The organism is Pseudomonas sp. PA-6-3C, assembly GCF_021605825.1.
In the GTDB taxonomy this organism is placed as follows: Bacteria; Pseudomonadota; Gammaproteobacteria; order Pseudomonadales; family Pseudomonadaceae; genus Aquipseudomonas; species Aquipseudomonas edaphica.
Genome location: NZ_WKDV01000005.1, coordinates 88,481 through 113,346, shown reverse-complemented (window position 1 = coordinate 113,346; position 24,866 = coordinate 88,481). Strand labels below are relative to the sequence as shown.

Here is a 24,866-nt window from a genome sequence, read left to right as displayed (position 1 = left end):
TTGCAGTCTTGCTGCCTGACCCACCGCTTTCGCAGGCAAGCCAGCTCCCACCTTTGATCTTTGAGCTTCTTGGACGGCAACACTGTGCTCAAAAAAGTAAACAAAGTGTTTGTGGAGGTAGCCGTCCCTCATGTCTACTTTTACCTGCACCTCACAGGAGTGCCGCCATGACCCTTGCGAAAACTGCCATTGCCTCATTCGACGTCGACCCTCAAAAGAGTTTCACGCCGCTGTGCCCCAATGAACTGCCGGTGGCCGGTGGCGACCAGATCGGTGCCGAACTCAACTACATGGCCAGTCTTGCCGGTTACCGTGTCGGCAGCAAAGACGCACATACCCCGCAAGCACCGTGGGTGGTCACGCAACCTGGCGACATGCTCAAACCCACCGGCCTTGAGCATGCCGACCTTACCTGGCTCAGTCATTGTGTGCCGGGCACTGAAGGCTTCACCTTGCTCGACGAATTACCCACCCCGTATGACTACGACTACTTCATCTGGAAGGGCGTTGAACCCGACCTGCATCCCTATGGCGCCTGTTACCACGACCTGCACGACAAGCTGTCCACGGGGGTTATCGAGTACCTCAAGGCCCAGGGCGTGCGTCGCGTGATCGTGGGTGGCCTGGCCCTGGACTTCTGCGTCAAGACCACCGCCTTGCAACTGCTCAAGGCTGGCTTGGAAGTGGTTCTGCACCTGCCGGCGTGCCGAGGCATCAGCGAGGCGGGTGGTGCGGCGGCGGTAGAGGAGTTGCTCAATGCCGGTGCAGTCATCAGCCGTAGTCGCGAAGAGCTGAGCGCGATGGCCACGCGCTAACTGCAGGCCCGGTAACGTGCTGTGCCGGTGTTTCGCGGCTAGAGCGGTAGTTCTGCGCGTTAAAAAATGAGACGCGTCCTACATCACTCGCTGGGAGTTACTGATTACCCTCTACGCTTTTGCACAAGCGGCCTTGTCTGGCCGGGGGGCGCTATCGCGTGAGGGAGTCAACTGCAAACCGTGTTGCCCGGTTCCTGCCGGAATTTATGCTTATGGTCGTTGTAAGCCTGCTTTCAGGCGGGGCCGCTACCTTTCTGGCGAGCACCACCTATTTGCGCCGCCTTGGCCCGGCGATGCAAACCGGATGTACCGTTGCGCTGTTGCTGGGCTTGATGATTTTATCTGGCCTTGGCCATTGGATGCTGGCACGCGGGCGCGTTGCGTCCTCTGGATGGCAGACGGGCTATTTTGTCCTCTGCTTGATAGTGGTGACACCGACCATTCAATACCGGCCCCACGCGCTGGCTTATCTGTTGGGGGTTGTGTTTCCACTGCTGGGAATACTTCTGCTAAACACTTACCGCTATCACGACATGCGACTGAAACTGGCAAACATTCGCTGCCCGTAGCTCCCGCGCAGTCACGCGGGAGCACACCAGGCCTGCCCGCTACCGCTCGATCGAGCGGCTCCACCGCGCATTCCACTCCGGCCGCGCCTGGTTCACCTGGTCCCAATCAATCGAAATCGCTGTCTGCAAGTAACCTTGCATGGCCTCCACCCGCGCGCGGGTTTTGTCGGTGGTCGGCGTAGTCGGATTCGACGGGATCTGGTCACCTTCTTCCAGCGCCGGCGCCTGGGCTTGGGCGGTCAGCAAGAAGGCCGCAAGTTTCTGTGCCAGTTCCGGCTGGTCATTACGCGCAATGACACACTCGGCCACGTTGAGCACCACTGCGCCTTCCTTGGGCTGGGCGTATTCCATCGGGATGCCGAGCAATTGCTGCGTGGTCACTTGAGTCGGGGTGAGCGGGAAGATCGCCGCTTCGTCGGTCTGTACCATCTCGGAAATCTTCGCGGAACTGGCGATGTACTCCAGCACGTTGGGGCCGATGGTTTTTGGCCAGGCCTTGAAGCCCGGCTCCACGTTGGTCTCGGAGCCGCCCTGGATGCGGTTGAACATCAAGAAGCCGTGCAGGCCGAAGGTGGAGGAGGCCAGGGACTGGAACACCACCTTGTCCTTGAATCGCGGATCGGCCAGGTCCATCCATGAGGTGGGCGCGGCCCAGCCTTTTTCCTTGAACATCTTGGCGTTGTAGCCCAGGCCCGTGACGCCCAGGGTCACGGCAACCGCTTCATCCTTGATTTTGGCCTTGGCCGGGATCTGGTCCAGGGTCGGGTTGGGTGTGAGTTTGTCGCACAGGCCCATGGAAATGGCGCGGTACATGATGCCGTCGTCGAGGAACATCACGTGCATCTGCGGGTTGTCTTTGTTGGCCTGGACCTTGGCGAGGATGTCCGACGAGGTGCCGGGCACAATCACCACCTTGACGTTATTGGCCTTCTCGAACGCGGGCAGCACCTTGTCGGCGTACACCCGTTCCATGGTGCCGCCGTTCATGCCCAGGTACAGCGTCGGCGCGGCATGGGCGGTGGCGGTGAGCAAGGCGAGGGGCAAGCAGGACAGCGCGATACGTGGGTTCATGGGTTTTTCCTCTCAGGCTTGGAAACGACGAATGGAAAACGCTTCGATGGGTTGGCGGCTGGCGCCTGTGCAGACGATCTCTGCCAAGGCTTCACCGACGGCGGGGCCGAGCTGGAACCCGGCGCCGGCAAAGCCGAAACCGTGGAGCAGGCCAGGTTGGGTGCTGCTGGGGCCGATCACCGGTTCATGATCGGGTAAGTAACCTTCGGTGCCGCTCCAGGTACGAATCGCCTGGGCACCCTTGAGAAACGGGTACAGTTCGCCGGCATTGCGCAGAATCTCCAAAACTGCCGCTTGCCCAGGGCGCGCCGTCAGCGGGCCAAGGGCAAAACCACGGCCGCCGCCGAGGATGCAATTGCCACGGGTGACCTGCCGTGCATAAATCCCGCCGCCTTCAACGCCGGTGCTCACGTTCATCACCACTGGCAGCGGCTCGGTCACCAGCATCGCCGGGTGTGCCGAGGTAATCGGCACCGGCTCGCCAAATTGCGCGGCAACCGTACCGGCCCAGGCGCCCGCGCAGTTCAGCAACCACGGCGCGTGCAGGTGCAGGCCATTGGCGCAGCGCACCTGGAAGCACTGGCCGTCATGTTCGATCTGAGTCACTTCGGCCTGCTCGTGCACCGCCGCGCCAAGGCGCTGCGCCGCACGGGCGAAAGCGGGCGACACCAGGCGCGGGTTGGCATGCCCGTCTTCAGGGCACAGCGAGGCGCCCACCGCGATATCCCCGACCCAAGGGAAGCGAGCGCGCAGTTCGGTGTAATCCAACAACTGCAAGCCCAGGCCAAAGCCACGGGTCTGTTCGGCATAGGCTTGCAGCGCGGCGAAATCCGCATGGCTGCGCGCCAGTTTCAAATGCCCGGACCGCACATACTCGCCGTCGATGCCGATCAACCCCGGCAGGTCGGCCCACAGTTCATGGGCGCGTTGTGACAGTGGCAGTTGATGCAAGGGGCGGCCCTGGCGGCGCACACCGCCGTAATTCACGCCGCTGGAGTGCGAGCCACAAAAGTCTCGCTCCACCAAGGCCACACGCTGGCCTTTTTGCGCGAGCATCAACGCCGCCGAGGCGCCGACGATGCCGCCACCCAACACGATCACGTCGATCATGGCTGCACCTGCACACCAAACGGCAGCGGCTTGATCGGCGCCTGACCGCGCAGGCGGCCAACGTCTTGTATGGCGCGACCGCTGCGTTCGGCCACAACCTCTGCTGCCGCCAGCCCACACATGCGGCCCTGGCAGCGGCCCATGCCGACCCGGCAATGGGCTTTGACCCGGTTGATTTCCCAGTGGCCTTCATCGACGACGGCGCGTACGTCGCCGACGCTGACTTCTTCGCAGCGGCACAGGATTAACTCATCCGGCGCCTGTGCAGCCCATTGCTCGGGGAAAGGGAACGCGGTTTCCAGCCCACGGCGAAAGCGCTGGATACCCGCCAGTTGCTGCTCAAGCAGCGTTGGGCGAAGCGGATCGATGGCAATGCCTGAATCTTCCAGGACCGCCAACGCCGCACGTTCACCGGCCATCTGCGCGGCATCGGCGCCCATGATCCCGGCCCCGTCACCGGCCAGGTACACGCTGCTGACGCTGCTGCGCCCGGCACTGTCGCGCTGTGGCAGCCAGGCGCGATTCAAGCTGTTCCAGGCAAATTCACAGCCGAGCAAATCCGCCAGTTGCGTCTCGCTGCGCAGCGCATGGGCGAACGCCACGGCATCGCATTCCACTACGTGCTTATCCCAGCGGATGCCACGCACCCGTTGCTCGCCGTCGATTTGCTGGAGCGTCGCGCCCTGATACACGGGAACCCCATGGGCAGTGAGCCAGGCACGGTAATAAATGCCTTTGGCCAGGGTCGCCGGTTGCCCCAGCAGCGCCGGCAAAGCACGGCACTGGGCACTGAACGGCGCGCTGTCGAGCACCGCCACCACCTTGGCCCCGGCCTTGGCGTATTGGTACGCGACCAGATACAGCAACGGCCCGCTGCCACACAACGCCACGCGTTCTCCGATGGCGCAGCCCTGGTATTTCAACGCGATTTGCGCAGCGCCAAGGCTGTAGACACCAGGCAAGGTCCAGCCGGGCACCGGCAGAATGCGGTCGGTGGCGCCGGTGGCGACGATAATCTGCGCGTACTCCACGCTTTCGGCGTAGCCGTCAGTCAACATATCCAGGCGACCGTCCTCGGCATTCCACACCAGGGTTTCGGGCCGGTAGTCGATCAGCGGCGCCAACTCATCCAGTGTGCGGTGTACGGCCGTAGCCTTGCCCGCCTCAAAGCCATACAGTTGCTTGGCCGAGCGCTGAAAATTAGCCGGTTGGCGCCGGTAAATCTGCCCGCCGCCGCGCAGGCTTTCATCCACCAGGCAAGGCTTGACGCCATGGTCGAGTAAGGTGCGCGCCGCGCTGATGCCCGCCGGGCCTGCGCCGACAATCACGATCGGTTTCATGCCTGACGCCCCGGATCGCGGCTGATCGCCTGGCCCTCTTGCAGCAGCGTCGAGCAAGCCCGCACACGGCGCCCATCCTCCAGCCGCACCCAGCAGTCCTGGCACGCGCCCATCAGGCAGAAACCGGCGCGGCGTTCGGCGCTGAAATCGCTGCCGCGCAGGTGCTCGGCGCAGGTCAATATGGCGGTGAGCAACGTGTCGCCCAGCAAACCGGTGGCCGGTTGCCCGTCGAGGGTGAAGGCCAGGGCAGGGCGCCGGGTTTCGGCCAAGCGTTTGAACAAGGCCATCAATGTTTCCCCACCAGTACGCGGTCCAGGCCATACACCCGGTCGAGCAGGACCATGGTGGCTGCGGTGAGTGCAATGACCAGCGCCGAGACCGCCGCCATCATCGGGTCGATGGACTCGGTGGCGTACACGTACATGCGCACCGGCAGGGTTTGCGTGGCTGGCGAGCTGACAAAAATAGACAGCGTTACTTCATCGAAACTGTTGATGAACGCCAGCAACCAGCCGCCGGCCACGCCCGGCAGAATCATCGGTAAGGTGATTTGACGGAACAGCGTGAAGCGCCCGGCACCCAGCGATTCGGCGGCTTGCTCGGCACTGCGATCAATCCCGATGGCCGCCGCCAACACCAGGCGCAGCACGTACGGGGTGATGATCACCACGTGCGCCAGCATCAGCCAGGTGAAGCTGCCATTGACGCCCATCAGCGCAAACAGGCGCAGCATCGCCACGCCCAGCACCAGGTGCGGAATGATGATGGGCGAGAGGAACAACGCGCTGAAAAAGTTGCGCCCCGGGAACTGATAACGGCTGATCGCCAAGGCGGCGGGCACTGCAATCAACGTGGCCAAGGTGGCGGCGGTAAACGCCAGGATCAGGCTGTTGTAGAACGCCTGGATAAAGTCGGCACGCTCGAACACCGCCCGAAACCAGCGCAGCGAGAAGCCCGAGGTGGGCAGGCTCAAGGTGTTTTCCGGGGTGAAGGCCACCAGGCACACCACCACCAGCGGCGCCATCATGAACAGCACCACCACACCATGAAAACCGAGGGCCAAAGGACCGTTTCTGGACATGCGCTTAAACCCCCAGGGACTTTTTGTAGCGGCCTTCGACCATGCGGTTCCAGCTCAGCATGATCAGCAAATTGACCAACAGCAGCACCACCGCAATGGTCGCGCCCATGGGCCAGTTGAGTTCCGAGAGGTACTGGTCGTACACCACGGTGGCGACCATTTTCAGGCGGCGTCCGCCGAGCAGGCCGGGGATCGCAAACGAACTGGCGGCCAAGCCGAACACGATCAAGGTGCCGGACAGCACGCCCGGCATCACTTGCGGCAATACGATCTTGCGCATCACCGTGGCCTGGCTTGCGCCCAGCGACAACGCCGCCTGTTCCGCCGACGGGTCGAGCTTTTGCAGCGAGGTCCATACCGGGATGATCATGAACGGCAGCATCACGTGCACCAGGGCGATCACCACGGCGAACGGCGTGTACAGCAGCTTCACCGGGCGCCCGCCGAGGAATTGGATGACTTGGTTGACCAGCCCATCGGCGCCGAGCAACAAGCTCCAGCCGAAGGCGCGCACCACCACCGAAATCAGCAGCGGCGTGAGGATCAAAATCAAAAAGATTGAGCGCCACGGCGTGCCCATACGGCTGAGGATGTAGGCTTCGGGTACGCCGATCACCACGCACAGCAGGGTCACCAGGGCGCTGATCCAGAAGGTGCGCCAGAAGATCTCGTAGAAGTACGCATCGCTGAACAGCGACAGGTAGTGGGCAAAGGTCCACTCACCAGCCTTCACGCCCACCTGGTAGTCGAACACGTTGAACGACAGCACCAGGGTCATGAACAGCGGCAGGATCAGCAGGCCGCTGAACAGCAGCAGCGCCGGCAGCGACAACAGATAACCGCGGCTCATGCGCGCACCTCATCCGCCGCCAGCACGCGCAGCAATTCGGCGTGCCAGTCCAGACCCACCGCCGCGCCGCAGCCGAGCGGCGCGCTGCCGTCATTGCTGCGTACCACGGTAATTTCGCCCAGAGACGTTTGGATGCGGTAGAGCCATTGGCTGCCGAAGAAATAACTGTCGAGTACCTTGCCCTGCAGGCGGCCTGCGCCGGCATCCACCAGCTGGATTTTTTCCGGGCGCAGGCTCAGGACCAGTTCGCCTTTGCCGCCGACAAGACGCACTTGCGCAGTGCCGAATTCGTCGTAGTCACCGGCGAGCAGGTTGGCCTTGCCGACAAAGTCCGAGATAAACCGCGTACGTGGGTGTTCGTAGAGCTTGTAGGGCGCGTCGATTTGGGTCACGCGCCCGGCCTGCATCACCACCACGCGGTCGCTGATCGACAGGGCTTCGGCCTGATCGTGGGTGACCATCAAGGTGGTGATGCCCACGGCGCACTGGATGCGGCGGATTTCAAACTGCATTTCTTCGCGCAGGTTGGCATCGAGGTTGGACAGTGGCTCATCGAGCAGCAGCACGGGCGGCTCGATCACCAGCGCACGCGCCAGGGCCACACGTTGGCGCTGGCCGCCGGACAATTCACGCGGGTAGCGCTCGGCGTGCGGGGCCAGGCGCACCAGTTCCAACACGGTTTTGACTTTGCTGGCGATTTCGGCGGCCGGCACTTTGCGCATTTTCAGGCCGAAGGCCACGTTGTCACGCACACTCATGTGCGGGAACAACGCATAGCTCTGGAATACCACGCCCAAGCCACGGCTGGCGGGTTTGGCGTGGGTGATGTCGCGGCCGTTGAGCAGGATCTGCCCGCCGCTCACGTCCACAAAACCGGCGATCATTTGCAGCGTGGTGGTTTTGCCGCAGCCCGAAGGGCCGAGCAGGGAAACGAACTCGCCTTTTTCCACCGCAAGGTCGGTGGCGACCACAGCGTCGACGGCGCCGTAGCGTTTGCTCAAGGCGTTGAGTTGGAGAAAAGCCATGTCTGCGTTCCACCTTTTTTGAGACGCGTCGAAACGCGCTTTTTTGTTTTGGGCAGATGCGAAAAGAGTGTTGCGGGTGCGTTGGCGCTCGATCTCACGTCGGCTGCTCGTTGTTGTTCATTTCGCCCCTGTGGACGCAGATTAGGACGAAGACTAGGATGGGCGGAAGATGGAATTTCACTGAACGGACTATTATTTTCAATTTTATTCATTCACCAGAATGTATACCGAGATTAAGTGTTATGAATTCCACTGAGCGGAATGAAAACGGTAAGGAAGTCGGCGCTGGGAGCGTCTCTCGGCTGTTTGCGTTATTGCGCACGTTGGGCGAAGTGCCCGAAGGCGGTGAGCGCGTGACTCAGCTCGCGCAGCAAGTCGGGCTGTCGCAACCCACCACGCACCGGCTGCTACGCAGCCTGATGGAGGAGGGCATGGTTGAGCAGGATGCGCGCAGTAAGCGCTATCGCCTGAGCCTGGAGTTCTTCGCCCTGGCGGCCAACGCGGGTAAGACTGGTAATTTGCGCGATCTGGTGCGCCCGAGCATGTTGCGCCTGAGTGCTTCATTGGGCGATTCGCTGTTTTTGCTGGCGCGCAGCGGCTTTGATGCGATCTGCCTGGACCGCAGCGAAGGGCCGTATCCGATTCGCACCTTCACTGGCGATATCGGCGGGCGCGTGGCGCTCGGCGTGGGGCAGGGGAGCCTGGCGATTCTGGCGTTCTTGCCGGAGGAGGAGCGTGAGACGGTGATTCGCTACAACCTGCCACGCCTCAAGGATTTTCACCTGTATGACGAGGTGTTGTTGCGCTCCGAGGTCGAGAATGTGCGGCGTCTGGGTTATGCGGCGCGTAACACCGGCGTGCTCGAAGGCATGGCCGGGTTGGCGGTGCCGATTCTGAATCGCGACGGGCACGCGGTGGCGGCGCTGAGTGTGGCGACCATCAGTGACCGCTTGGGGCCGAGCCGGTTGCCGATGGTGGTGGAGTTGCTCAAGCGCGAAGCGGCGGCGATCGGGCCACGGATCAACCCGTTTGATCCGACGTTGCGTCGGCCGTCCCAGACCTTTGGTGGCTAGCTCATCTCAACGCAATGAGGATCAGGTTTTCTGTGGGAGATGGCTTGCCTGCGATGGCGGTACACCAGTCGCCGAAGATGCAAGCTGCCAAATCGCAATCGCAGGCAAGCCAGCTCCCACAGGTTCAGGTTGCAGCTAACGCGACAAGTGTGTGGCCGCGCCGACGGTTTTTACCGCATCGGCTTGCGGATTATTGAAATACAGTTAATATAATCCGGGTAAAATAAATATCACCCGGGTAATAATCAATGCCTATTCAAAATACAGCAGTCTGCACTGCCTTTGTCCGTCACCAACGCGTGGCAGCCGGCGCCTATTCCCAGGTGGCCGAAGCGCTGGCGGGCCTTGACCTGCCCACCGGCAGTTTCCTGGTCTTCGACGATGCCACCGGCACCCAGGTCGATTATCCGTGGCCTGCGGATTATGCGCCTGTCCAAGCGGCACCGGCCCAAGTCGATGAAGCCCCTCCCGCGACGCCTTCGGTCGGCCGTCCCAAGCTGGGCGTGGTTGCGCGGGAAGTCACTCTGCTGCCGCGCCACTGGGAATGGCTGGGCCAACAACGTGGCGGCGCGTCGGCGGCGTTACGCCGGTTGGTGGATGAAGCGCGCAATGTTCACGCAGCCCACGATCAAATGCGCCAGGCCAAAGAAGCCAGCTATCGTTTCATGAGCGCCCTCGGCGGTGACCTGCCAGGGTTTGAAGACGCGTCACGGGCGCTGTTTGCCCATGATGGTGCTGACTTTTCCCATAAGATCGCGCATTGGCCGGTAGACGTGCAGACGTACCTGGCCTGGCTATCACGCAATGCCTTTACCGCATAACAATAATTCAAGGATTCAAACCAGCATGGACGTCACCCCAAAGCGGCCGTTGTGGCAGATCTACCTGATGTTTTTGGCACCCATGGTGCTGTCCAACTTCCTGCAAAGCTTTTCCGGCACCCTCAACGGCATCTATGTCGGGCAGATGCTCGGCACCCAGGCGCTGGCGGCGGTGTCGGGGATGTTCCCCATCGTATTTTTCTTTATTGCGTTGGTGATCGGCCTGGGGGCGGGCGCTTCAGTGTTGATAGGGCAAGCCTGGGGCGCCCAGGAAACTGCGATGGTCAAGGTGATTACCGGCGCCACCCTGACACTTGGCGCGTTGGTGGGCTTGATCGCGGCAGTGCTGGGCAGCCTGTTCGCGCGCCCGGCGTTGCAGGCGTTGGGTACGCCAATCGATGTGCTCGACGACGCAGTGGGTTATGCCCAGATGATGATGTTGATCATGCCGCTGCTGCTGGTGTTTATCCTCTACACCCAGCTGTTACGGGGTGTGAGCGATACGGTTTCGCCGTTGCTGGCGTTGATGGTCTCGACCCTGGTCGGCCTGCTGCTGACCCCGGCGCTGATCCGTGGCTGGATCGGCTTGCCACCCATGGGGATTCAGAGTGCGGTGTATGCAGGCTTGGTGGGCAACGCGGCGGCCATGCTGTTTCTGATTTTGCGCCTGCGGCATAAAAACCATGTGATGGCGCCGGACCGTGAACTGCTCGCGGCCTTGCGCCTGGACCGGGCGATCCTCGGCAAGGTCCTGCGCATCGGCTTGCCAACCGGCTTGCAGATGGTGGTGTTGTCGCTGTCGGAGCTGGTGATTCTGGCGCTGGTCAACGGTCACGGCTCACAAGCTACGGCGGCCTATGGCGCGGTGACGCAGATCGTCAACTATGTGCAGTTCCCGGCGCTGTCGATTGCGATCACGGCCTCGATCCTCGGTGCCCAGGCGATTGGTGCCGGGCGTCTGGAGCGTATCGGGCCGATCCTGCGCACCGGGCTTGTGATCAATCTGTGTCTCACCGGTGGCTTGATCCTGTTGGGTTACTTGTTGTCCCACTGGTTGCTGGGTTTGTTCATCACGGACGACGCGGCGCGGCTCAATGCCGAGCACCTGCTGCATATCATGCTGTGGAGCATCCTGGTGTTCGGGTTCCAGGCGGTGATCGGCGGGATCATGCGCGCCAGCGGCGTGGTGTTGATGCCGGTGGCGATTTCGATCTTCTGTGTGCTGTGTGTCGAGTTGCCAATGGCGTATCTGTTCAACGCGCACTTCGGCCTGGAAGGCGTGTGGATGGCGTTTCCGGTGACCTACCTGGCGATGCTGGTGTTGCAGACCGCCTATTACCGCTTGGTGTGGCGCCACAAGCAGATCAAACGGCTGGTGTGACAGGTTGCTTCAGGCCTTGCAGTAACAGCTCCAGGCCCTGCAAACCTTCTTGCAGACGCACGTGTGGGTGTTCGTCACGGGCGATCCACAGGGCCGTGTTGACCAGGCTGCCATTGATCAACTGAGCCAGCGCGACGCTGGGGGCTCGCGCGATGACACCGGCCTGCATCATCGCCTCCAGCAACTGGCGCAGGGATTCCACGCATTGTTGCTGGGAGCCGGTATCACCGAGTACGGCAGGCGCATCCTGCAACACGATGCGTTGGATCTCGCCATCCTGGGCCATGCGCAAATAGGCGCGGCAGCGCTCACAAAAGCCGCTCCAGGGCTCCTGCGCCTGGTCGCTGATGCCTTGCAGGCGCGCGTCCATCTCCGCGTCGATCTCGGCGACCACCGCCGCCAATAAACCTTTCTTGTCGCCGAAGTGATGGTACAACGCACCGCGGGTGAGGCCGGCGCGCGCGGTAAAATCATCCATCGAAGTGTTGGCGTAGCCTTGGGTAGCGAAGGCTTGGCGAGCGCTGGCGATCAGCCGGGCACGGGTGGCGTCGATCATTTCGGTACGGACTCGGCTCATGGGTAAGGCTCGCGTTATCTCAGTGAGTGATTGACATACGCTGCGTATGTTACGCATGATTTGTCACATACGCACCGTATGTATTTTGCCTTGATACCTGCAAATCGCAAGTTTCAAGAGTTGAGGAAGAGGTTAAGCAGGATGGCAAATCCCTACGCCGAGTTATTCCAGGCCCCAGGCAGCCGGGCGTTTGTACTGGCGGGCATGCTTGCGCGCATGCCGATTTCGATGACCGGCATCGGCCTGATCACCATGCTCTCGCAAGTGCATGGCGGTTATGGCCTGGCAGGCGCGGTGGCGGCGGTGTTTGCCCTGGCGACGGCATTCTGCGCGCCGCAGGTGTCCCGCCTGGTGGACCGCTATGGCCAGGGTCGGGTGCTGCCGGTTGCGGCGCTGATCGGCGGCGGAGCGTTGTTGCTGCTGTTGCTGTGCACACGCTTGCAGGCGCCAGCCTGGACGCTGTTTGTGTTCGCCGCACTGGCTGGTTGCATGCCGAACATGTCGGCCATGGTACGGGCGCGCTGGACCGAGCTGTACCGCGGCCAGCCCAGGCTGCAAACCGCGTTTGCCCTGGAATCAGTGCTTGATGAGGTGTGTTTTATTATTGGCCCGCCAATTTCGGTGGGGCTGTGCGTGGTGCTGTTCCCAGAAGCGGGTCCATTGGTGGCAGCGGTGCTGTTGGCGGTTGGCGTCACCACGTTTGTGCTGCAGCGCGCGACAGAACCGCCGGTGCATGCGCCGCAAGACCACCACGGGCGCTGGTTGATCGCTTCACCGTCGGTACTGATCCTGATGATCCTGCTGCTCGCCATGGGCGTGATCGTGGGTGTGGTGGACGTGGTCAGCGTAGCCTTTGCCCAACACCAGGGCCAACCGGCGGCGGCCAGTATCGTGCTGTCGGTGTATGCCATCGGCTCGTGCCTGGCGGGCTTGGCCTTTGGCATGCTCAAGCTCAAGGCGCCGTTGCCTCGGCAGTTTCTGTTTTGCGGCGTAGCCACTGCGTTGACCACATTACCGCTACTGCTGGTGACCAATATCCCCGGTCTGGCGGCGGCGATTTTTATCTCCGGGCTGTTCTTTGCCCCAACGTTGATCGTCTCCATGGCCCTGGTGGAGCAGGTGGTGCCGCCCAGCCGCCTGACTGAAGGCATGACCTGGCTGATCACCGGCCTGAGCATCGGCGTGGCCATTGGTGCCGCCAGCTCCGGTTGGATGATCGACCACTTTGGCGCTGCCAGCGGGTTCTGGGTGGCATTGGCGGCCGGGGCGGTGGTGTTGGGTTCAGCCGCGTTTGGGTATCGGCGGTTGGGGCGTCAGCCTACCGCCGGGAGTAGTTCTACGCAGTGATGTTGCAGAAACTCATTCAGCGCCTGCCGCGTCAGGTCATTGAGCGTCACTTTCTTGCGCGTCGCTGCCAGGGCCGCTGCCAAATGCAGGTCATGCCCAACTCGCACGTTGAATGAACCCTTGCAAGGTTTCTCCGGGGTTTGCCCCAGCGCCTGGCAGGTTACGAGGTAGTCATCCACGGCCTCACGGAACGCCGCGTCCAGTTCGGCGACGGTTTTGCCTTCGTAGCTCACCAGTGCCTTGATGAACAGCACCTTGCCGAACAGGCAGTTGTCTTCGAGGCTGGCTTCGATAGAGCCGATGTAGCCTTGGTGTTTCAGTTGGTTGTCCACTGAATCAGTTCTCCTGATTTCAATTGTTCGATGATCTGGCGCCGAATGTAGTGTTTCAGTTCGTTGCCGGGATGGGGCCTGTGCAAGGTGATCATTGCACTGGGGTTGCCGATATCGAATTTTACGCGGCTTCCAGCCCCTTCAATCTGTCTGTAGCCGAGCTGGTGCAGCAGCGTTACCAGCTCAGGCCAGGTAAAAGCCATGTGCTCATTGAGCAGTTTGGCGAGCAGCTTTTCATTTTTGGACACGGCGTTCCCTGCGTGTAACTAAATGTAGTTGCAAAAAGTGGTGTTCGTCAATGCTAGCCTGAGTTTGCGAGCCTTGGCTGAGATTGATGTAACCCTTGATGACACCGCGCTTCACGCCGCTTACGCCCCGCTAATTTTTCCTTGTCCGGTTCGTTTTATAGGGACGACGTGCCTTTGTGCTTCCTGCCTATTGTTCCGGACTCCAAGAAATGAATGCTGAAGACTCCTTGAAACTTGCTCGCCGGTTTATCGGGTTGCCCCTGGAAAAGCGCCAGGTATTCCTGCAAGCCCTGCAGAAAGAAGGCGTGGATTTTTCCCGGTTTCCGATTCCGGCGGGCGTGGACGTGGAGGATCGCCAGGCGCTGTCCTACGCGCAGCAGCGCATGTGGTTTCTGTGGCAACTGGACCCGGCCAGTGGTGCCTATAACCTACCCGGCGCGGTGCGGTTAAAAGGCGCCCTCAGCCTGCGCGCACTGGAGCAGGCATTCGCAAGCCTGGTGGCACGTCATGAAACCCTGCGCACGGTGTTCCGGCGCCAGGCCGACGATCGTTTGCTGCAAGTTGCCATCGAGCCGTCGGTTGCCGTCGAGCCTCTGGACTTCAGTGCGCTGGGCTTTGACGAACGCGAGCAGGCCGTCAATCAGGCGGCGACCCGTCAATCACTGCTGCCGTTCGATCTGGAAAACGGCCCACTGCTGCGCGTGCAATTGCTCAAGCTCGATGCGCAAGAGCATGTGCTGCTGCTGACCCTGCACCACATCGTCTCCGATGGCTGGTCGATGAATGTGCTGATCGACGAGTTCATTCGCTGCTACGACGCCCACGAACGCCACGAGACGCCGCAATTGCCGGCGCTGCCGATCCAGTACAGCGACTACGCCCTGTGGCAGCGCCGTTGGCTGGAAGCGGGGGAGCAGGCACGCCAGCTTGAATACTGGCAGGCACGTCTGGGTGATGAGCATCCGGTGCTGGAACTGCCCACCGATCGCCCGCGTCCGGCCATGCCCAGCTACCAGGGCACCCGGCATAATTTCGCCATCGATTCAGGCCTCGCCGCGCAGTTGCGTAGTTGCGCGCAAAAGCACAACGTCACCCTGTTCATGTTGCTGCTGGGCGCTTTCAACGTGTTGTTGCATCGCTACACGGGGCAGGGCGATATCCGCGTCGGTGTGCCGATCGCCAATCGTAATCGCAGTGAGGTCGAAGGGCTGATCGGTTTTTTCGTCAACACTCAGGTTCTGCGTACCGAGTTAACCGGGCAAACCCGTGTCGCCGAACTGTTGCAGGGCATCAAGGAGCACGCCCTCGGCGCCCAGGCCCATCAGGAGCTGCCGTTCGAGCGTCTGGTGGAAGCCCTCAAGGTCGAGCGCAGCCTGAGCCATACGCCGCTGTTTCAGGTGATGTACAACCACCAGCCGGTGGTAGCGGACATTGCCTCGGTGAGCACCGCCTCCGGCCTGGAACTGGCGCTGGTGGAGTGGCAAGGCCGTACCACCCAGTTCGACCTGACCCTGGATACCTATGAAAAGTCCGGCACCTTGCAGGCTGCGTTGACCTACGCCAACGACCTGTTTGACGCGCCTTCTATTACGCGTATGGCCCAGCACTGGATCAGCCTGCTGCAGGCCATGGTTTCCGGCGACGAACACCGCATCGGTGAGTTGCCGATGCTGGCCGCCGATGAGCAGCAGGTGCTGGTCCAGGCATGGAACCAGACGGCCCAGGCGTACCCGACCGCGCAAGGAGTGCATCGGCTCATTGAAGAGCAGGTACAGCGCACCCCGGATGCTCCGGCGCTGGTGTTTGGTGCGACCACGTTGAGCTATGCCCAGCTCGACGCCCGCGCCAACCAGTTGGCCCATGCCTTGCGCGAGCAGGGCGTCGGCCCTGACGTGCTGGTGGGTATCTGTGTGGAGCGCTCGGTCGAGATGGTGGTGGGCCTGTTGGCGATCCTCAAGGCCGGCGGTGCCTATGTGCCGTTGGACCCCGAATACCCCCAGGAACGCCTCGCCTACATGATCGAAGACAGCGGCATCAAGCTGTTGCTCAGCCAGCAGAGCCTGCAGGCTTCGTTGCCGATTAATGGCGTGCAAGTGATCGTTCTGGACCAGGCGCCGGGTTGGCTTGACGGCTATAGCCGCGAATCACCGGCCGTGGCCATCCAGGCGCTCAACTTGGCCTACGTGATTTACACCTCCGGTTCCACCGGCAAACCCAAGGGCGCCGGCAACAGCCATCGCGCGCTGGTCAACCGCTTGTGCTGGATGCAGCAGGCTTACGGCCTGGACGCCAGCGATGCGGTCTTGCAGAAAACCCCGTTCAGCTTTGATGTGTCGGTGTGGGAATTTTTCTGGCCATTGATGACCGGCGCTCGGCTGGTGGTCGCCGCTCCTGGCGAACATCGCGAGCCGGCGCGACTGATCCAGACCATCGGCCGTCACGCCATTACCACCTTGCACTTCGTGCCGTCGATGCTCCAGGCGTTTATCCATGAGGCGTGCGTGCAGGCTTGTACGAGCCTCAAACGCATCGTGTGCAGCGGCGAAGCCTTGCCGTTGGACGCGCAGTTGCAGGTGTTCGCCAAACTGCCAGCGACGGGTTTGTTCAACCTCTACGGCCCCACCGAAGCCGCCATCGACGTCACCCACTGGACATGCGTCGACGAAGGCGCCGACAGCGTGCCCATCGGTCGTCCGATTGCCAACCTGGCCACCTATGTCCTCGACGCCCAGCTCAACCCGGTGCCCGCCGGTGTCTCTGGCGAGTTGTACCTGGGCGGCGTCGGCCTGGCGCGCAGCTATCACCGCCGCCCGGGCTTGACCGCCGAACGCTTTGTGCCGAGCCCTTTTGTTGACGGAGAGCGCCTCTATCGCACCGGCGACCGCGTGCGCCAGCGTGCCGATGGCGTGATCGAGTACCTCGGCCGCCTCGACCATCAGGTCAAGCTGCGCGGCTTGCGTATCGAGCTGGGCGAAATCGAAACCCGGCTGATGCAACACCCGCAGGTGCGCGAAGCGGTGGTGCTGGTGCAGGGCGGCAAACAGCTGGTTGCCTACCTGGTTAACGAGGGTGAAGCGCCGAGCGACCTCAAGGCCTGGTTGCTCAGCAGCCTGCCGGAATACATGGTGCCCACGCACTTCGTCACCCTGGCCAAACTGCCGGTCACTGCCAACGGCAAGCTCGACCGCAAGGCGCTGCCGTTGCCGGATGCTGCGCCGCAGCAAGCCTTTATCGCGCCTGAAAACGCCCTGCAAAAAGCCCTGGCGGCAATCTGGAGTGATGTGCTCGGCGCCGCGCAAGTCGGCCTGGACGACAACTTCTTCGAGCTGGGTGGCGACTCGATTATCTCCATCCAAGTGGTCAGCCGCGCCCGTCAGGCGGGGATTCGCCTCAGCCCGCGTGACCTGTTCCAGTACCAGAGCGTGCGCAGCCTGGCGCTGGTGGCGAGCTTTGAACAGGCGGCGGTTATCGATCAGGGGCCAGTCAGCGGCGAGGTGATCCTCACGCCCGTGCAACACAGCTTTTTCGAGCAGGTGATCCCGGCGCGCCAGCATTGGAACCAGTCGCTGCTGTTGGCCCCGCGTGAAGCCCTGGAGCCCGCGCGCATTGACGCGGCCTTGACCCGTTTGATTAACCACCATGACGCCCTGCGCCTGCGTTTTGTGCGCCAGGCAGACGGTTGGCAGCAGGCCCACGCCGAGCCGGTTGCAAGTGCTTCAGTGTGGCAGGCCCAAGTCGCTGACGAGGCTGAGCTGGCCGCACTTTGCGACAAGGCACACGGCAGCCTCAACCTTGAACAGGGTCCGCTGCTGCGCGCGGTACTGGTCTCGATGGCAGACGGCGCCCAGCGCCTGCTGCTGGTGGTGCATCACCTGGTGGTCGATGGCGTGTCGTGGCGCATCCTGCTCGAAGACCTGCAGCAGGCTTACCGCAACGCTGCGCTGCCGGCCAAGACCAGTGCCTACCAAGACTGGGCGCAGCAGTTGCAGGCCCATGCGCTGACGCTGGGCAACCAGCTGCCGTACTGGCAGGCCCAGACCGCGAGCGCCGATCTGCCCTGCGACAACCCCCAGGGCGGCCTGCAGAATCGCCTGGGCAGCAAGCTCGAAATCCGCTTGAGCGCCGAACACACCCGTCAACTGCTGCAAGACGCCCCGGCGGCCTACCGCACCCAGGTCAATGACTTGCTGCTAACCGCGCTGGCGCGCGTGGTCAGTCGCTGGAGCGGGCAGCCTGCCGCGCTGATCCAGCTGGAAGGCCATGGCCGTGAAGACCTGTTCGATACGCTCGACCTGAGCCGTACCGTCGGCTGGTTTACCAGCCTGTTCCCGGTGCGCCTGCAAGCCGATGGCGAGCTGTCGGCGGCGATCAAGTCGGTGAAGGAGCAACTGCGTGCCGTGCCGCACAAAGGCATTGGCTACGGCCTGCTGCGCTACCTCGGCACGCCTGACGCCCGTCAAGCCCTCTCGAACCTGGCCGCGCCACGCATCACGTTCAACTACCTGGGGCAGTTCGACCGCCAGTTCAACGAGTCGGCGCTGTTCGTTCCCGCCACCCAGGGCAGTGGGCAGGCTCAAGACCCGGAGGCGCCGCTGGCTAACTGGCTGACGGTGGAGGGGCAGGTGTACGGCGGTGAATTGGCCCTGCAGTGGGGGTTCAGCCGTGAAATGTTCGAGGTCGCGACTGTCCAGCAGCTGGCGGATGATTACCAGCAGGAACTGCTGGCACTGATCGCGCATTGCGTCGACCCTAAACAGGGCGGCCTGACACCGGCCGACGTGACCCTGGCGCAATTGACCCAGCCCCAGCTCGACGAGTTGGCACTGCCGGCAAGGGACGTGCAGGACCTGTACCCGCTGTCGCCGATGCAACAGGGCATGCTGTTTCACAGCCTCTACCAACAGGGCGAGGATGATATTTACGTCAGCCAGCTGCGCGCCGATGTGCACGGCCTGGACGTGGCAGTCTTCCAGCGCGCCTGGGCGCAAGTGCTGGCACGGCATGACATGTTGCGCACCGGGTTTGTCTGGCAGGACGACCAGGGCCAGGCCCTGCAAGTGGTGTATCGACAGGTCAGCTTGCCGTTTACCGAATTCGACTGGCGTGGGCGTCAGGAACTTCCCGCCGCCCTGGACAGCCTGGCTGCCGAGCACCATCGCGAGGGCTTCGAGCTGGCGCGTCCGCCGTTGCTGCGAGTAGCGTTGGTACGTACGGCTGAAGACTGCTGGCACTTGATCTACACCAGCCATCACATCCTGATGGATGGCTGGAGTAACGCACTGGTGCTCAATGAAGTGCTGCAGGCCTGCAAGGGCCAGGCACTGGCGCCGGTGGGCGCGGGGTTTTCCCAGCACATCGCCTGGTTGCAGCAGCAGGATCCGGCGTTGGGCGAGGCCTTTTGGCGCCAGCGCCTGGCGCAGTTGGACGAGCCGACGCACCTGGCGCGCAGTGTGGCCAAGAGCCCAGCGCAGAGTGCGGGTGAATACGGTGAAGTGCTTTGTGAGTGGGATGCTATCCAGACGCAGCGCCTGGCGGTCTTCGCCCGTGCACACCAAGTGACCCTCAATACCCTGGTGCAATCGGCGTGGCTGTTGCTGCTGCAACGCTACACCGGCCAGTCCAGCGTCGCCTGTGGGGTGACGGTTTCCGGGCGCCCGGCGCAATTGGCGGATGTCGAGCAGCAAGTCGGCCTGTTCATCAACACCTTGCCGCTGATTGCCGCCGCCAGCCCGGCGCAAAGCGTCAGCGATTGGGTGCGATGCGTACAGGCACTGAACCTGGAAATGCGCGAGCATGAACACACGCCGCTGTTTGATATCCAGCGCTGGGCCGGTTCGGCCGGTGAGGCATTATTCGACACGCTGGTGGTGTTCGAAAACTTCCCGGTGGCCAAGACGCTGGAACAGTCGGGCGAGGGCGGTTTGCGTTTCAGTGGCGTCAGTCATCAGGAGCGCACCAACTACCCGTTGACACTGACCGTGCACGGCGGCGAGCGCCTGAGCCTGCACCTGGAATACCTGCGTGCGCAGTTCGACACCGACACTGTGCAGCACATCGGCACCTACTTGCAGGGCTTGCTGCAGCAATTTATCCAGGCGCCGGAGCAAACCGTGGGCGCCATCCCCTTGCTGTTGGACCCTGAATACACCCGCGTACTGCAAGACTGGAACCCGCGCAGTGTTGCTCAAACGGCCAAGGCAAGCGTATTGCAGCGCTTCGAACAACAAGCCGCGCGGCACCCGCAAAACATCGCGCTGATCCTGGACCAGCAGCGTATGACCTACGCCGACCTCAACCTGCGCGCCAATCGCCTGGCCCATCGTCTGATCGCGTTGGGCGTCAGCGCCGACACCCTGGTGGGCGTGGCGGTGGACCGTTCCCTGGAAATGATCGTTGGCTTGCTGGCGGTGCTCAAGTCCGGTGGCGCTTATGTGCCGCTGGACCCGAAATACCCGGCCGAACGCCTGCAATGCATGATCGAGGACAGCGGTCTGCAATTACTGCTGACTCAGCAGCCGTTGGTGGCGCATCTGCCGATCAGCGCGAACCTGACGCTTGTGTGCCTGGAGTCCGGCGCAGACTGGTTGGCCGATTACAGTGCTGAAAACCCCGTGTCGAGGGCGCAGCCGGCCAACCTGGCCTACGTGATGTTCACTTCCGGCTCGACCGGCAGGCCAAAAGGCGTGGGCATCGACCTGGCGTCCCTGGCCCGGCATGTGGAAGTATTCACCGAACTGTTTGCGCTGCAGGCCCATGACCGCGTGCTGCAATTTGGCACCTTCAACTTCGACGGTTTTGTCGAGCAGCTCTACCCGGCGCTGTGCTGCGGTGCGGCGGTGGTGGTACGCGGTGGCGAACTGTGGGACAGCGACACCTTCTACCAGCAACTGATTGAACACGATATTTCCGTGGTCGACCTGACCACGGCCTATTGGCTGTCTCTGGTGCGCGACTTTGCAGACCTAGGCCCACGTGATTACGGGCGCCTGCGCCAACTGCACATTGGCGGCGAAGCCATGCCGCCTGAAGGGCTGAATGCCTGGCGCGCAGCAGGCTTGCAGCATGTGCGGCTGCTCAATACCTACGGGCCTACCGAAGCCACCGTGACCGCCACTGCCCTGGACTGCGCCGCGTATGTCGAGGGCCGTGAAGCCTTGCCGTCGATGATGCCGATTGGCCGCGTGCTGGATGGCCGTGCCATTTACCTGCTGGATGCCAACCTCAACCCGGTGCCGGTAGGTGTCGCCGGCGAGTTGGTGATCGGCGGGCCGCTGCTGGCGCGGGGTTATTTCAAGCGTGCGGACCTGACGGCCCACCGCTTCATTCCCGATCCTTTCTGTGCTGACGGCGTCGGCCGTTTGTACCGCACCGGTGACCTGGCGCGCTATCGCGCCGATGGGATGATCGAGTACGTGGGGCGAATCGACCATCAGGTCAAGGTGCGAGGTTTCCGTATCGAGTTGGGTGAAATCGAAGCGCGCCTGCTGGCCCAGGCCAGTGTGCGCGAGGCGCTGGTGATCGCGGCGGACAACCAGTTGGTCGGCTATATCGTGGCCAGCCAGTCATTGTCCGACACCGAGCAGGCCCAGTTGCGCACGCAGCTCAAGGCCGCGTTGCGCCAAGAGCTGCCGGACTACATGGTGCCGGCGCATCTGCTGGTGCTGGAGCGCCTGCCGCTGAGCCCCAACGGCAAGCTCGACCGTGCCGCGCTGCCCAAGCCGGATACCAGCCAAGCTCTGGTCGATTGGGTTGCACCGGTCACCGAGACCCAGCAACGTGTCGCGGCCATCTGGGCCCAGGTGCTGGGCGCCGTACGGGTAGGGCTCAACGATCACTTCTTCGAGATGGGCGGGCATTCGTTGCTCGCCACGCAAGTGGTGTCCCGCTTGCGCCATGGCCTGGGGCTCGAAGTTGCACTGCGCACGCTGTTTGAGCAGCCCGTGCTGGGCGACTTTGTTAACACTCTGGCTGGGGTCAACACTCTGGCCGCGGTCAGCGCTTCGGCGCCGGCGATGGTGGCGGCGGACAGCGATCAGCCATTGTTGCTGTCCTACGCCCAGGAACGGCAGTGGTTCCTCTGGCAACTGGACCCGCACAGTTCGGCCTATCACGTGCCGAGTGCGCTGCGCTTGAAAGGTCCGCTGGACCGCTGCGCCCTGCAACGTGCCTTCGATACCGTGGTGGCGCGTCACGACAGCCTGCGCACGCATTTTCAGCAAGAAACCGACCGCACGGTGCAAGTGGTCAGCCCACAGGCGCGGATCGAACTCGCATTCGCGCTCACCGACCAAGCGCAGCTCAAATCCAGGGTGCAAGCGCTGGTGGCGCAACCGTTCGATCTGCGCCAGGGGCCGCTGATGCGTGTGAGCCTCTTGCGCCTGGCTGAAGACGAGCATGTGCTGGTCCTGGTGCAACATCACATCATCTCCGACGGCTGGTCGATGCAAGTGATGGTCGACGAACTGGTGCAGTTGTATACGGCCTACAGCCAAGACCAGGCCCTGCAATTGCCGGCGATGCCGATCCAATACGCCGACTACGCAAAATGGCAGCGCGATTGGATGGAAGCCGGTGAAAAGGCGCGCCAGCTCGACTACTGGCGTGAACTGCTCGGCGGCGAGCAACCGGTGCTGGAGTTGCCTTTTGATCACCAGCGCCCTGCGGTACCGTCCCATCACGGCGCGCGTTTGTATATGGCGCTGCCGACCCCGTTGCTCGATGGCCTCAAGTCGTTGGCCCAGCGCGAAGGTGTGACGCTGTTCATGCTGTTGCTGGCCTCCTACCACGCGCTGTTGCATCGCTACAGCGGCCAGCGGGGCATCCGTGTCGGCGTGCCAATCGCCAACCGCAACCGCGTAGAAACCGAACGGCTGATCGGCTTCTTCGTCAACACCCAGGTGCTCAAGGCCGAGATCGACGCGCAAACCACCGTTGCCCAGTTGCTGCAGCAGGTCAAACAGCGCGCGCTGGAAGCCCAGGCCCATCAGGACCTGCCGTTCGAGCAACTGGTCGAGGCCCTGCAACCTGAGCGCAGCCTGAGTTTGAGCCCGTTGTTCCAAGTGGCGTTCAACCATCACATCAGTCAGGCCAGCGAGCATTTACAGCGCCTGGCGCAGTTGGACATGAGCCCGGTGAGCTGGGATGAAACGGCTGCGCATTTCGACCTTACCCTGGACATCGAGGAGTCCCGTGACCAGTTGAGTGCGTCCCTGAGCTATGCGACCGACCTGTTCGAAGCCTCGACCATTGAACGCATGGCCCGTCACTGGCACAACCTGTTGCAGGCGATGGTTGCCGACCAGCAGCAGCCCATCAGCCAGTTGAACCTGCTCAGCCAGGATGAGCAACAGCACATCCTGCAGCTGTGGAACCAGGCCGACGCCGGTTTCCCGGCCGAGCGCCTGGTACACGAACTGTTCGCCGATCGCGCCCGGGAAAACCCGGATGCGGTGGCGGTCAAGTTCGAGGCGCAAACCCTGACTTATGGCGAGCTGGACCGCCAGGCCAACCGCCTGGCCCATGCGCTGATCGCCCGTGGCGTCGGCCCGGAAGTGCGGGTGGCGATTGCCATGCCGCGCAGTGCGGAAATCATGGTGGCGTTCCTCGCAGTGATGAAGGCTGGCGGCGTGTATGTGCCGCTGGACATCGAATACCCGCGTGACCGCTTGCTGTACATGATGCAAGACAGCCGTGCGAAATTGCTGCTGAGCCACACCAGCGCCTTGCCGCAATTGCCGCTTGCCGAGGGTCTGGAAACCCTGGCCATTGACCGCACCGAAGACTGGGCCGGCTATAGCGATACCGCACCGCAGGTCGATCTGGACGGCGACAACCTCGCCTACGTGATCTACACCTCCGGCTCCACGGGCATGCCCAAGGGCGTGGCCGTTTCCCACGGCCCGTTGGTGGCGCACATCATCGCCACGGGCGAACGCTACGAAACCGGCCCCGCCGACTGCGAATTGCATTTCATGTCCTTTGCCTTCGACGGCTCCCACGAAGGCTGGATGCACCCGCTGATCAACGGCGCCAGCGTACTGATCCGCGACGACAGCCTGTGGCTGCCGGAATACACCTACGCGCAAATGCACCGTCACAACGTGACCATGGCCGTGTTCCCGCCGGTGTACCTGCAACAATTGGCCGAGCATGCCGAGCGCGATGGCAACCCGCCCAATGTGCGCGTGTACTGCTTCGGCGGTGATGCGGTGGCGCAGGCCAGTTACGACCTGGCGTGGCGCGCACTGAAACCAACATACCTGTTCAACGGCTACGGCCCGACCGAAACCGTGGTCACGCCATTGCTGTGGAAAGCCCGCCGAGGCGATCCCTGCGGCGCCGTCTACGCGCCGATCGGCACACTGTTGGGCAACCGCAGCGGCTACGTGCTGGACTCACAACTCAACCTACAACCCATCGGCGTGGCTGGTGAGCTGTACCTCGGCGGCGAAGGCGTGGCCCGTGGTTATCTGGAGCGCCCGGCACTCACCGCCGAGCGTTTTGTGCCGGACCCGTTCGGCAAGCCTGGCAGCCGCGTTTACCGCAGCGGCGACCTGACCCGTGGCCGTGCGGACGGCGTGGTGGATTACCTCGGGCGTGTCGACCATCAGGTGAAAATTCGTGGTTTCCGTATTGAGTTGGGCGAGATCGAAGCACGCCTGCGCGAGCAGGACAGCGTCGGCGAAACCGTCGTCGTGGCCCAGGAAGGCCAGGCCGGTAAGCAATTGGTCGCCTATGTAGTGCCTGCCACCGTGCAGCTCGACCACACCGCGTTCCGCGACAGCCTGCGCCGGGCCCTGAAAACCCGGCTACCGGATTACATGGTGCCGACGCACTTCATGTTCCTGGACCAAATGCCATTGACCCCCAACGGCAAACTCGACCGCAAGGGCCTGCCCGAGCCGGATGCGAGCCTGATGCAGCAGCACTACGTCGCCCCGCAAACCGAGCTGGAGCAGCAAATCGCCGCGATCTGGGCCGAGATTCTGCACTTGCCTCGCGTGGGCCTGGACGACAACTTCTTCGAAGTGGGCGGCCACTCCTTGCTGGCAATCCAGATCACCTCGCGGGTGCAGGCCGAACTGGGGCTGGAAGTGCCGCTGGTGGAAGTGTTCCAGACCGAAACGTTGCGCGCCTATGCCCAGGCCGCTGCCACCTTCCGCGCCGGCAGCGCGGAAGACTTTGATGATCTTCGTGACTTTTTGAGCGAACTAGAGGCGATTTGAA

17 protein-coding genes are annotated in these 24,866 nt (G+C 62.5%); 7 read left to right on the top strand and 10 right to left on the bottom strand.

Features of this window, described 5'->3' with window-relative positions:
- Nucleotides 1-167: 167 nt before the first annotated feature.
- Nucleotides 168-815 carry a nicotinamidase gene (locus GIW48_RS05695; RefSeq protein ID WP_170039700.1) on the top strand — a complete coding sequence of 216 codons (648 nt, stop codon included), beginning with the start codon at nt 168-170 and terminating at the stop codon, nt 813-815.
- A gap of 212 nt (nt 816-1,027) precedes the next feature.
- On the top strand, nt 1,028-1,384 hold the full coding sequence (locus GIW48_RS05690) for a hypothetical protein (RefSeq protein ID WP_169986377.1): 357 nt from the start codon (nt 1,028-1,030) through the stop codon (nt 1,382-1,384).
- Between the two features lie 39 nt (nt 1,385-1,423).
- Here the strand turns inward: GIW48_RS05690 and GIW48_RS05685 are convergent, their stop codons facing one another.
- Genes GIW48_RS05685 through GIW48_RS05655 form a run of 7 tightly spaced genes read right to left on the bottom strand, consistent with a single transcriptional unit; the run spans nt 1,424 to nt 7,861 of the window.
- Nucleotides 1,424-2,455 (bottom strand): ABC transporter substrate-binding protein, encoded by a 1,032-nt coding sequence (locus GIW48_RS05685; protein WP_017139606.1) that lies wholly within the window; start codon nt 2,453-2,455, stop codon nt 1,424-1,426.
- A gap of 12 nt (nt 2,456-2,467) precedes the next feature.
- Complete coding sequence (locus tag GIW48_RS05680; RefSeq protein ID WP_170039698.1) at nt 2,468-3,565, bottom strand: NAD(P)/FAD-dependent oxidoreductase; 1,098 nt, start codon at nt 3,563-3,565, stop codon at nt 2,468-2,470.
- Nucleotides 3,562-4,905: an FAD/NAD(P)-dependent oxidoreductase gene (locus GIW48_RS05675; protein WP_236461473.1), complete on the bottom strand. Its 1,344-nt coding sequence runs from the start codon at nt 4,903-4,905 to the stop codon at nt 3,562-3,564. The genes GIW48_RS05680 and GIW48_RS05675 overlap by 4 nt, the downstream gene beginning before the upstream one ends.
- Nucleotides 4,902-5,192, bottom strand: coding sequence for a (2Fe-2S)-binding protein (locus tag GIW48_RS05670; RefSeq protein ID WP_017139603.1), 291 nt, complete (start codon nt 5,190-5,192; stop codon nt 4,902-4,904). The genes GIW48_RS05675 and GIW48_RS05670 overlap by 4 nt, the downstream gene beginning before the upstream one ends.
- A complete protein-coding gene (locus GIW48_RS05665; RefSeq protein ID WP_099549278.1) occupies nt 5,192-5,986 on the bottom strand; it encodes an ABC transporter permease in 795 nt (264 codons plus the stop codon). Before GIW48_RS05665 ends, GIW48_RS05670 begins: the two co-directional genes overlap by 1 nt.
- 4 nt (nt 5,987-5,990) lie before the next feature.
- Nucleotides 5,991-6,836 (bottom strand): ABC transporter permease, encoded by an 846-nt coding sequence (locus GIW48_RS05660; RefSeq protein ID WP_017139601.1) that lies wholly within the window; start codon nt 6,834-6,836, stop codon nt 5,991-5,993.
- Nucleotides 6,833-7,861 carry an ABC transporter ATP-binding protein gene (locus GIW48_RS05655; protein WP_236461470.1) on the bottom strand — a complete coding sequence of 343 codons (1,029 nt, stop codon included), beginning with the start codon at nt 7,859-7,861 and terminating at the stop codon, nt 6,833-6,835. Before GIW48_RS05655 ends, GIW48_RS05660 begins: the two co-directional genes overlap by 4 nt.
- Before the next feature lie 242 nt (nt 7,862-8,103).
- Between GIW48_RS05655 and GIW48_RS05650 the strand changes: the two genes are divergently transcribed.
- The 3 genes from GIW48_RS05650 (at nt 8,104) to GIW48_RS05640 (ending at nt 11,136) form a co-directional block, all read left to right on the top strand.
- The gene (locus tag GIW48_RS05650; protein WP_017139599.1) at nt 8,104-8,934 is read left to right on the top strand and encodes an IclR family transcriptional regulator; all 831 of its coding nucleotides are present in this window, start codon (nt 8,104-8,106) and stop codon (nt 8,932-8,934) included.
- A gap of 248 nt (nt 8,935-9,182) precedes the next feature.
- Nucleotides 9,183-9,755, top strand: coding sequence for a DUF2239 family protein (locus tag GIW48_RS05645; protein ID WP_169986371.1), 573 nt, complete (start codon nt 9,183-9,185; stop codon nt 9,753-9,755).
- Between the two features lie 25 nt (nt 9,756-9,780).
- On the top strand, nt 9,781-11,136 hold the full coding sequence (locus tag GIW48_RS05640; protein ID WP_017139597.1) for an MATE family efflux transporter: 1,356 nt from the start codon (nt 9,781-9,783) through the stop codon (nt 11,134-11,136).
- On the opposite strand, the gene GIW48_RS05635 is transcribed toward GIW48_RS05640, so the two are convergent.
- Entirely contained in the window at nt 11,120-11,713 is a 594-nt protein-coding gene (locus GIW48_RS05635) for a TetR/AcrR family transcriptional regulator (RefSeq protein WP_176991092.1), read from the bottom strand. The genes GIW48_RS05640 and GIW48_RS05635 overlap by 17 nt on opposite strands.
- Nucleotides 11,714-11,854: 141 nt before the next feature.
- Here GIW48_RS05635 and GIW48_RS05630 point away from each other — a divergent pair, with 141 nt between their 5' ends.
- Complete coding sequence (locus GIW48_RS05630) at nt 11,855-13,060, top strand: MFS transporter (protein WP_236461467.1); 1,206 nt, start codon at nt 11,855-11,857, stop codon at nt 13,058-13,060.
- On the opposite strand, the gene GIW48_RS05625 is transcribed toward GIW48_RS05630, so the two are convergent.
- Nucleotides 13,027-13,392, bottom strand: a complete 366-nt coding sequence (locus tag GIW48_RS05625) for a type II toxin-antitoxin system HicB family antitoxin (protein ID WP_236461464.1) — start codon at nt 13,390-13,392, stop codon at nt 13,027-13,029. The two genes, GIW48_RS05630 and GIW48_RS05625, sit on opposite strands and share 34 nt — an antisense overlap.
- The gene (locus GIW48_RS05620) at nt 13,377-13,640 is read right to left on the bottom strand and encodes a type II toxin-antitoxin system HicA family toxin (protein WP_017139593.1); all 264 of its coding nucleotides are present in this window, start codon (nt 13,638-13,640) and stop codon (nt 13,377-13,379) included. Before GIW48_RS05620 ends, GIW48_RS05625 begins: the two co-directional genes overlap by 16 nt.
- 209 nt (nt 13,641-13,849) lie before the next feature.
- Between GIW48_RS05620 and GIW48_RS05615 the strand changes: the two genes are divergently transcribed.
- Entirely contained in the window at nt 13,850-24,865 is an 11,016-nt protein-coding gene (locus GIW48_RS05615; protein WP_236461461.1) for a non-ribosomal peptide synthetase, read from the top strand.
- Nucleotide 24,866 lies beyond the last annotated feature (1 nt).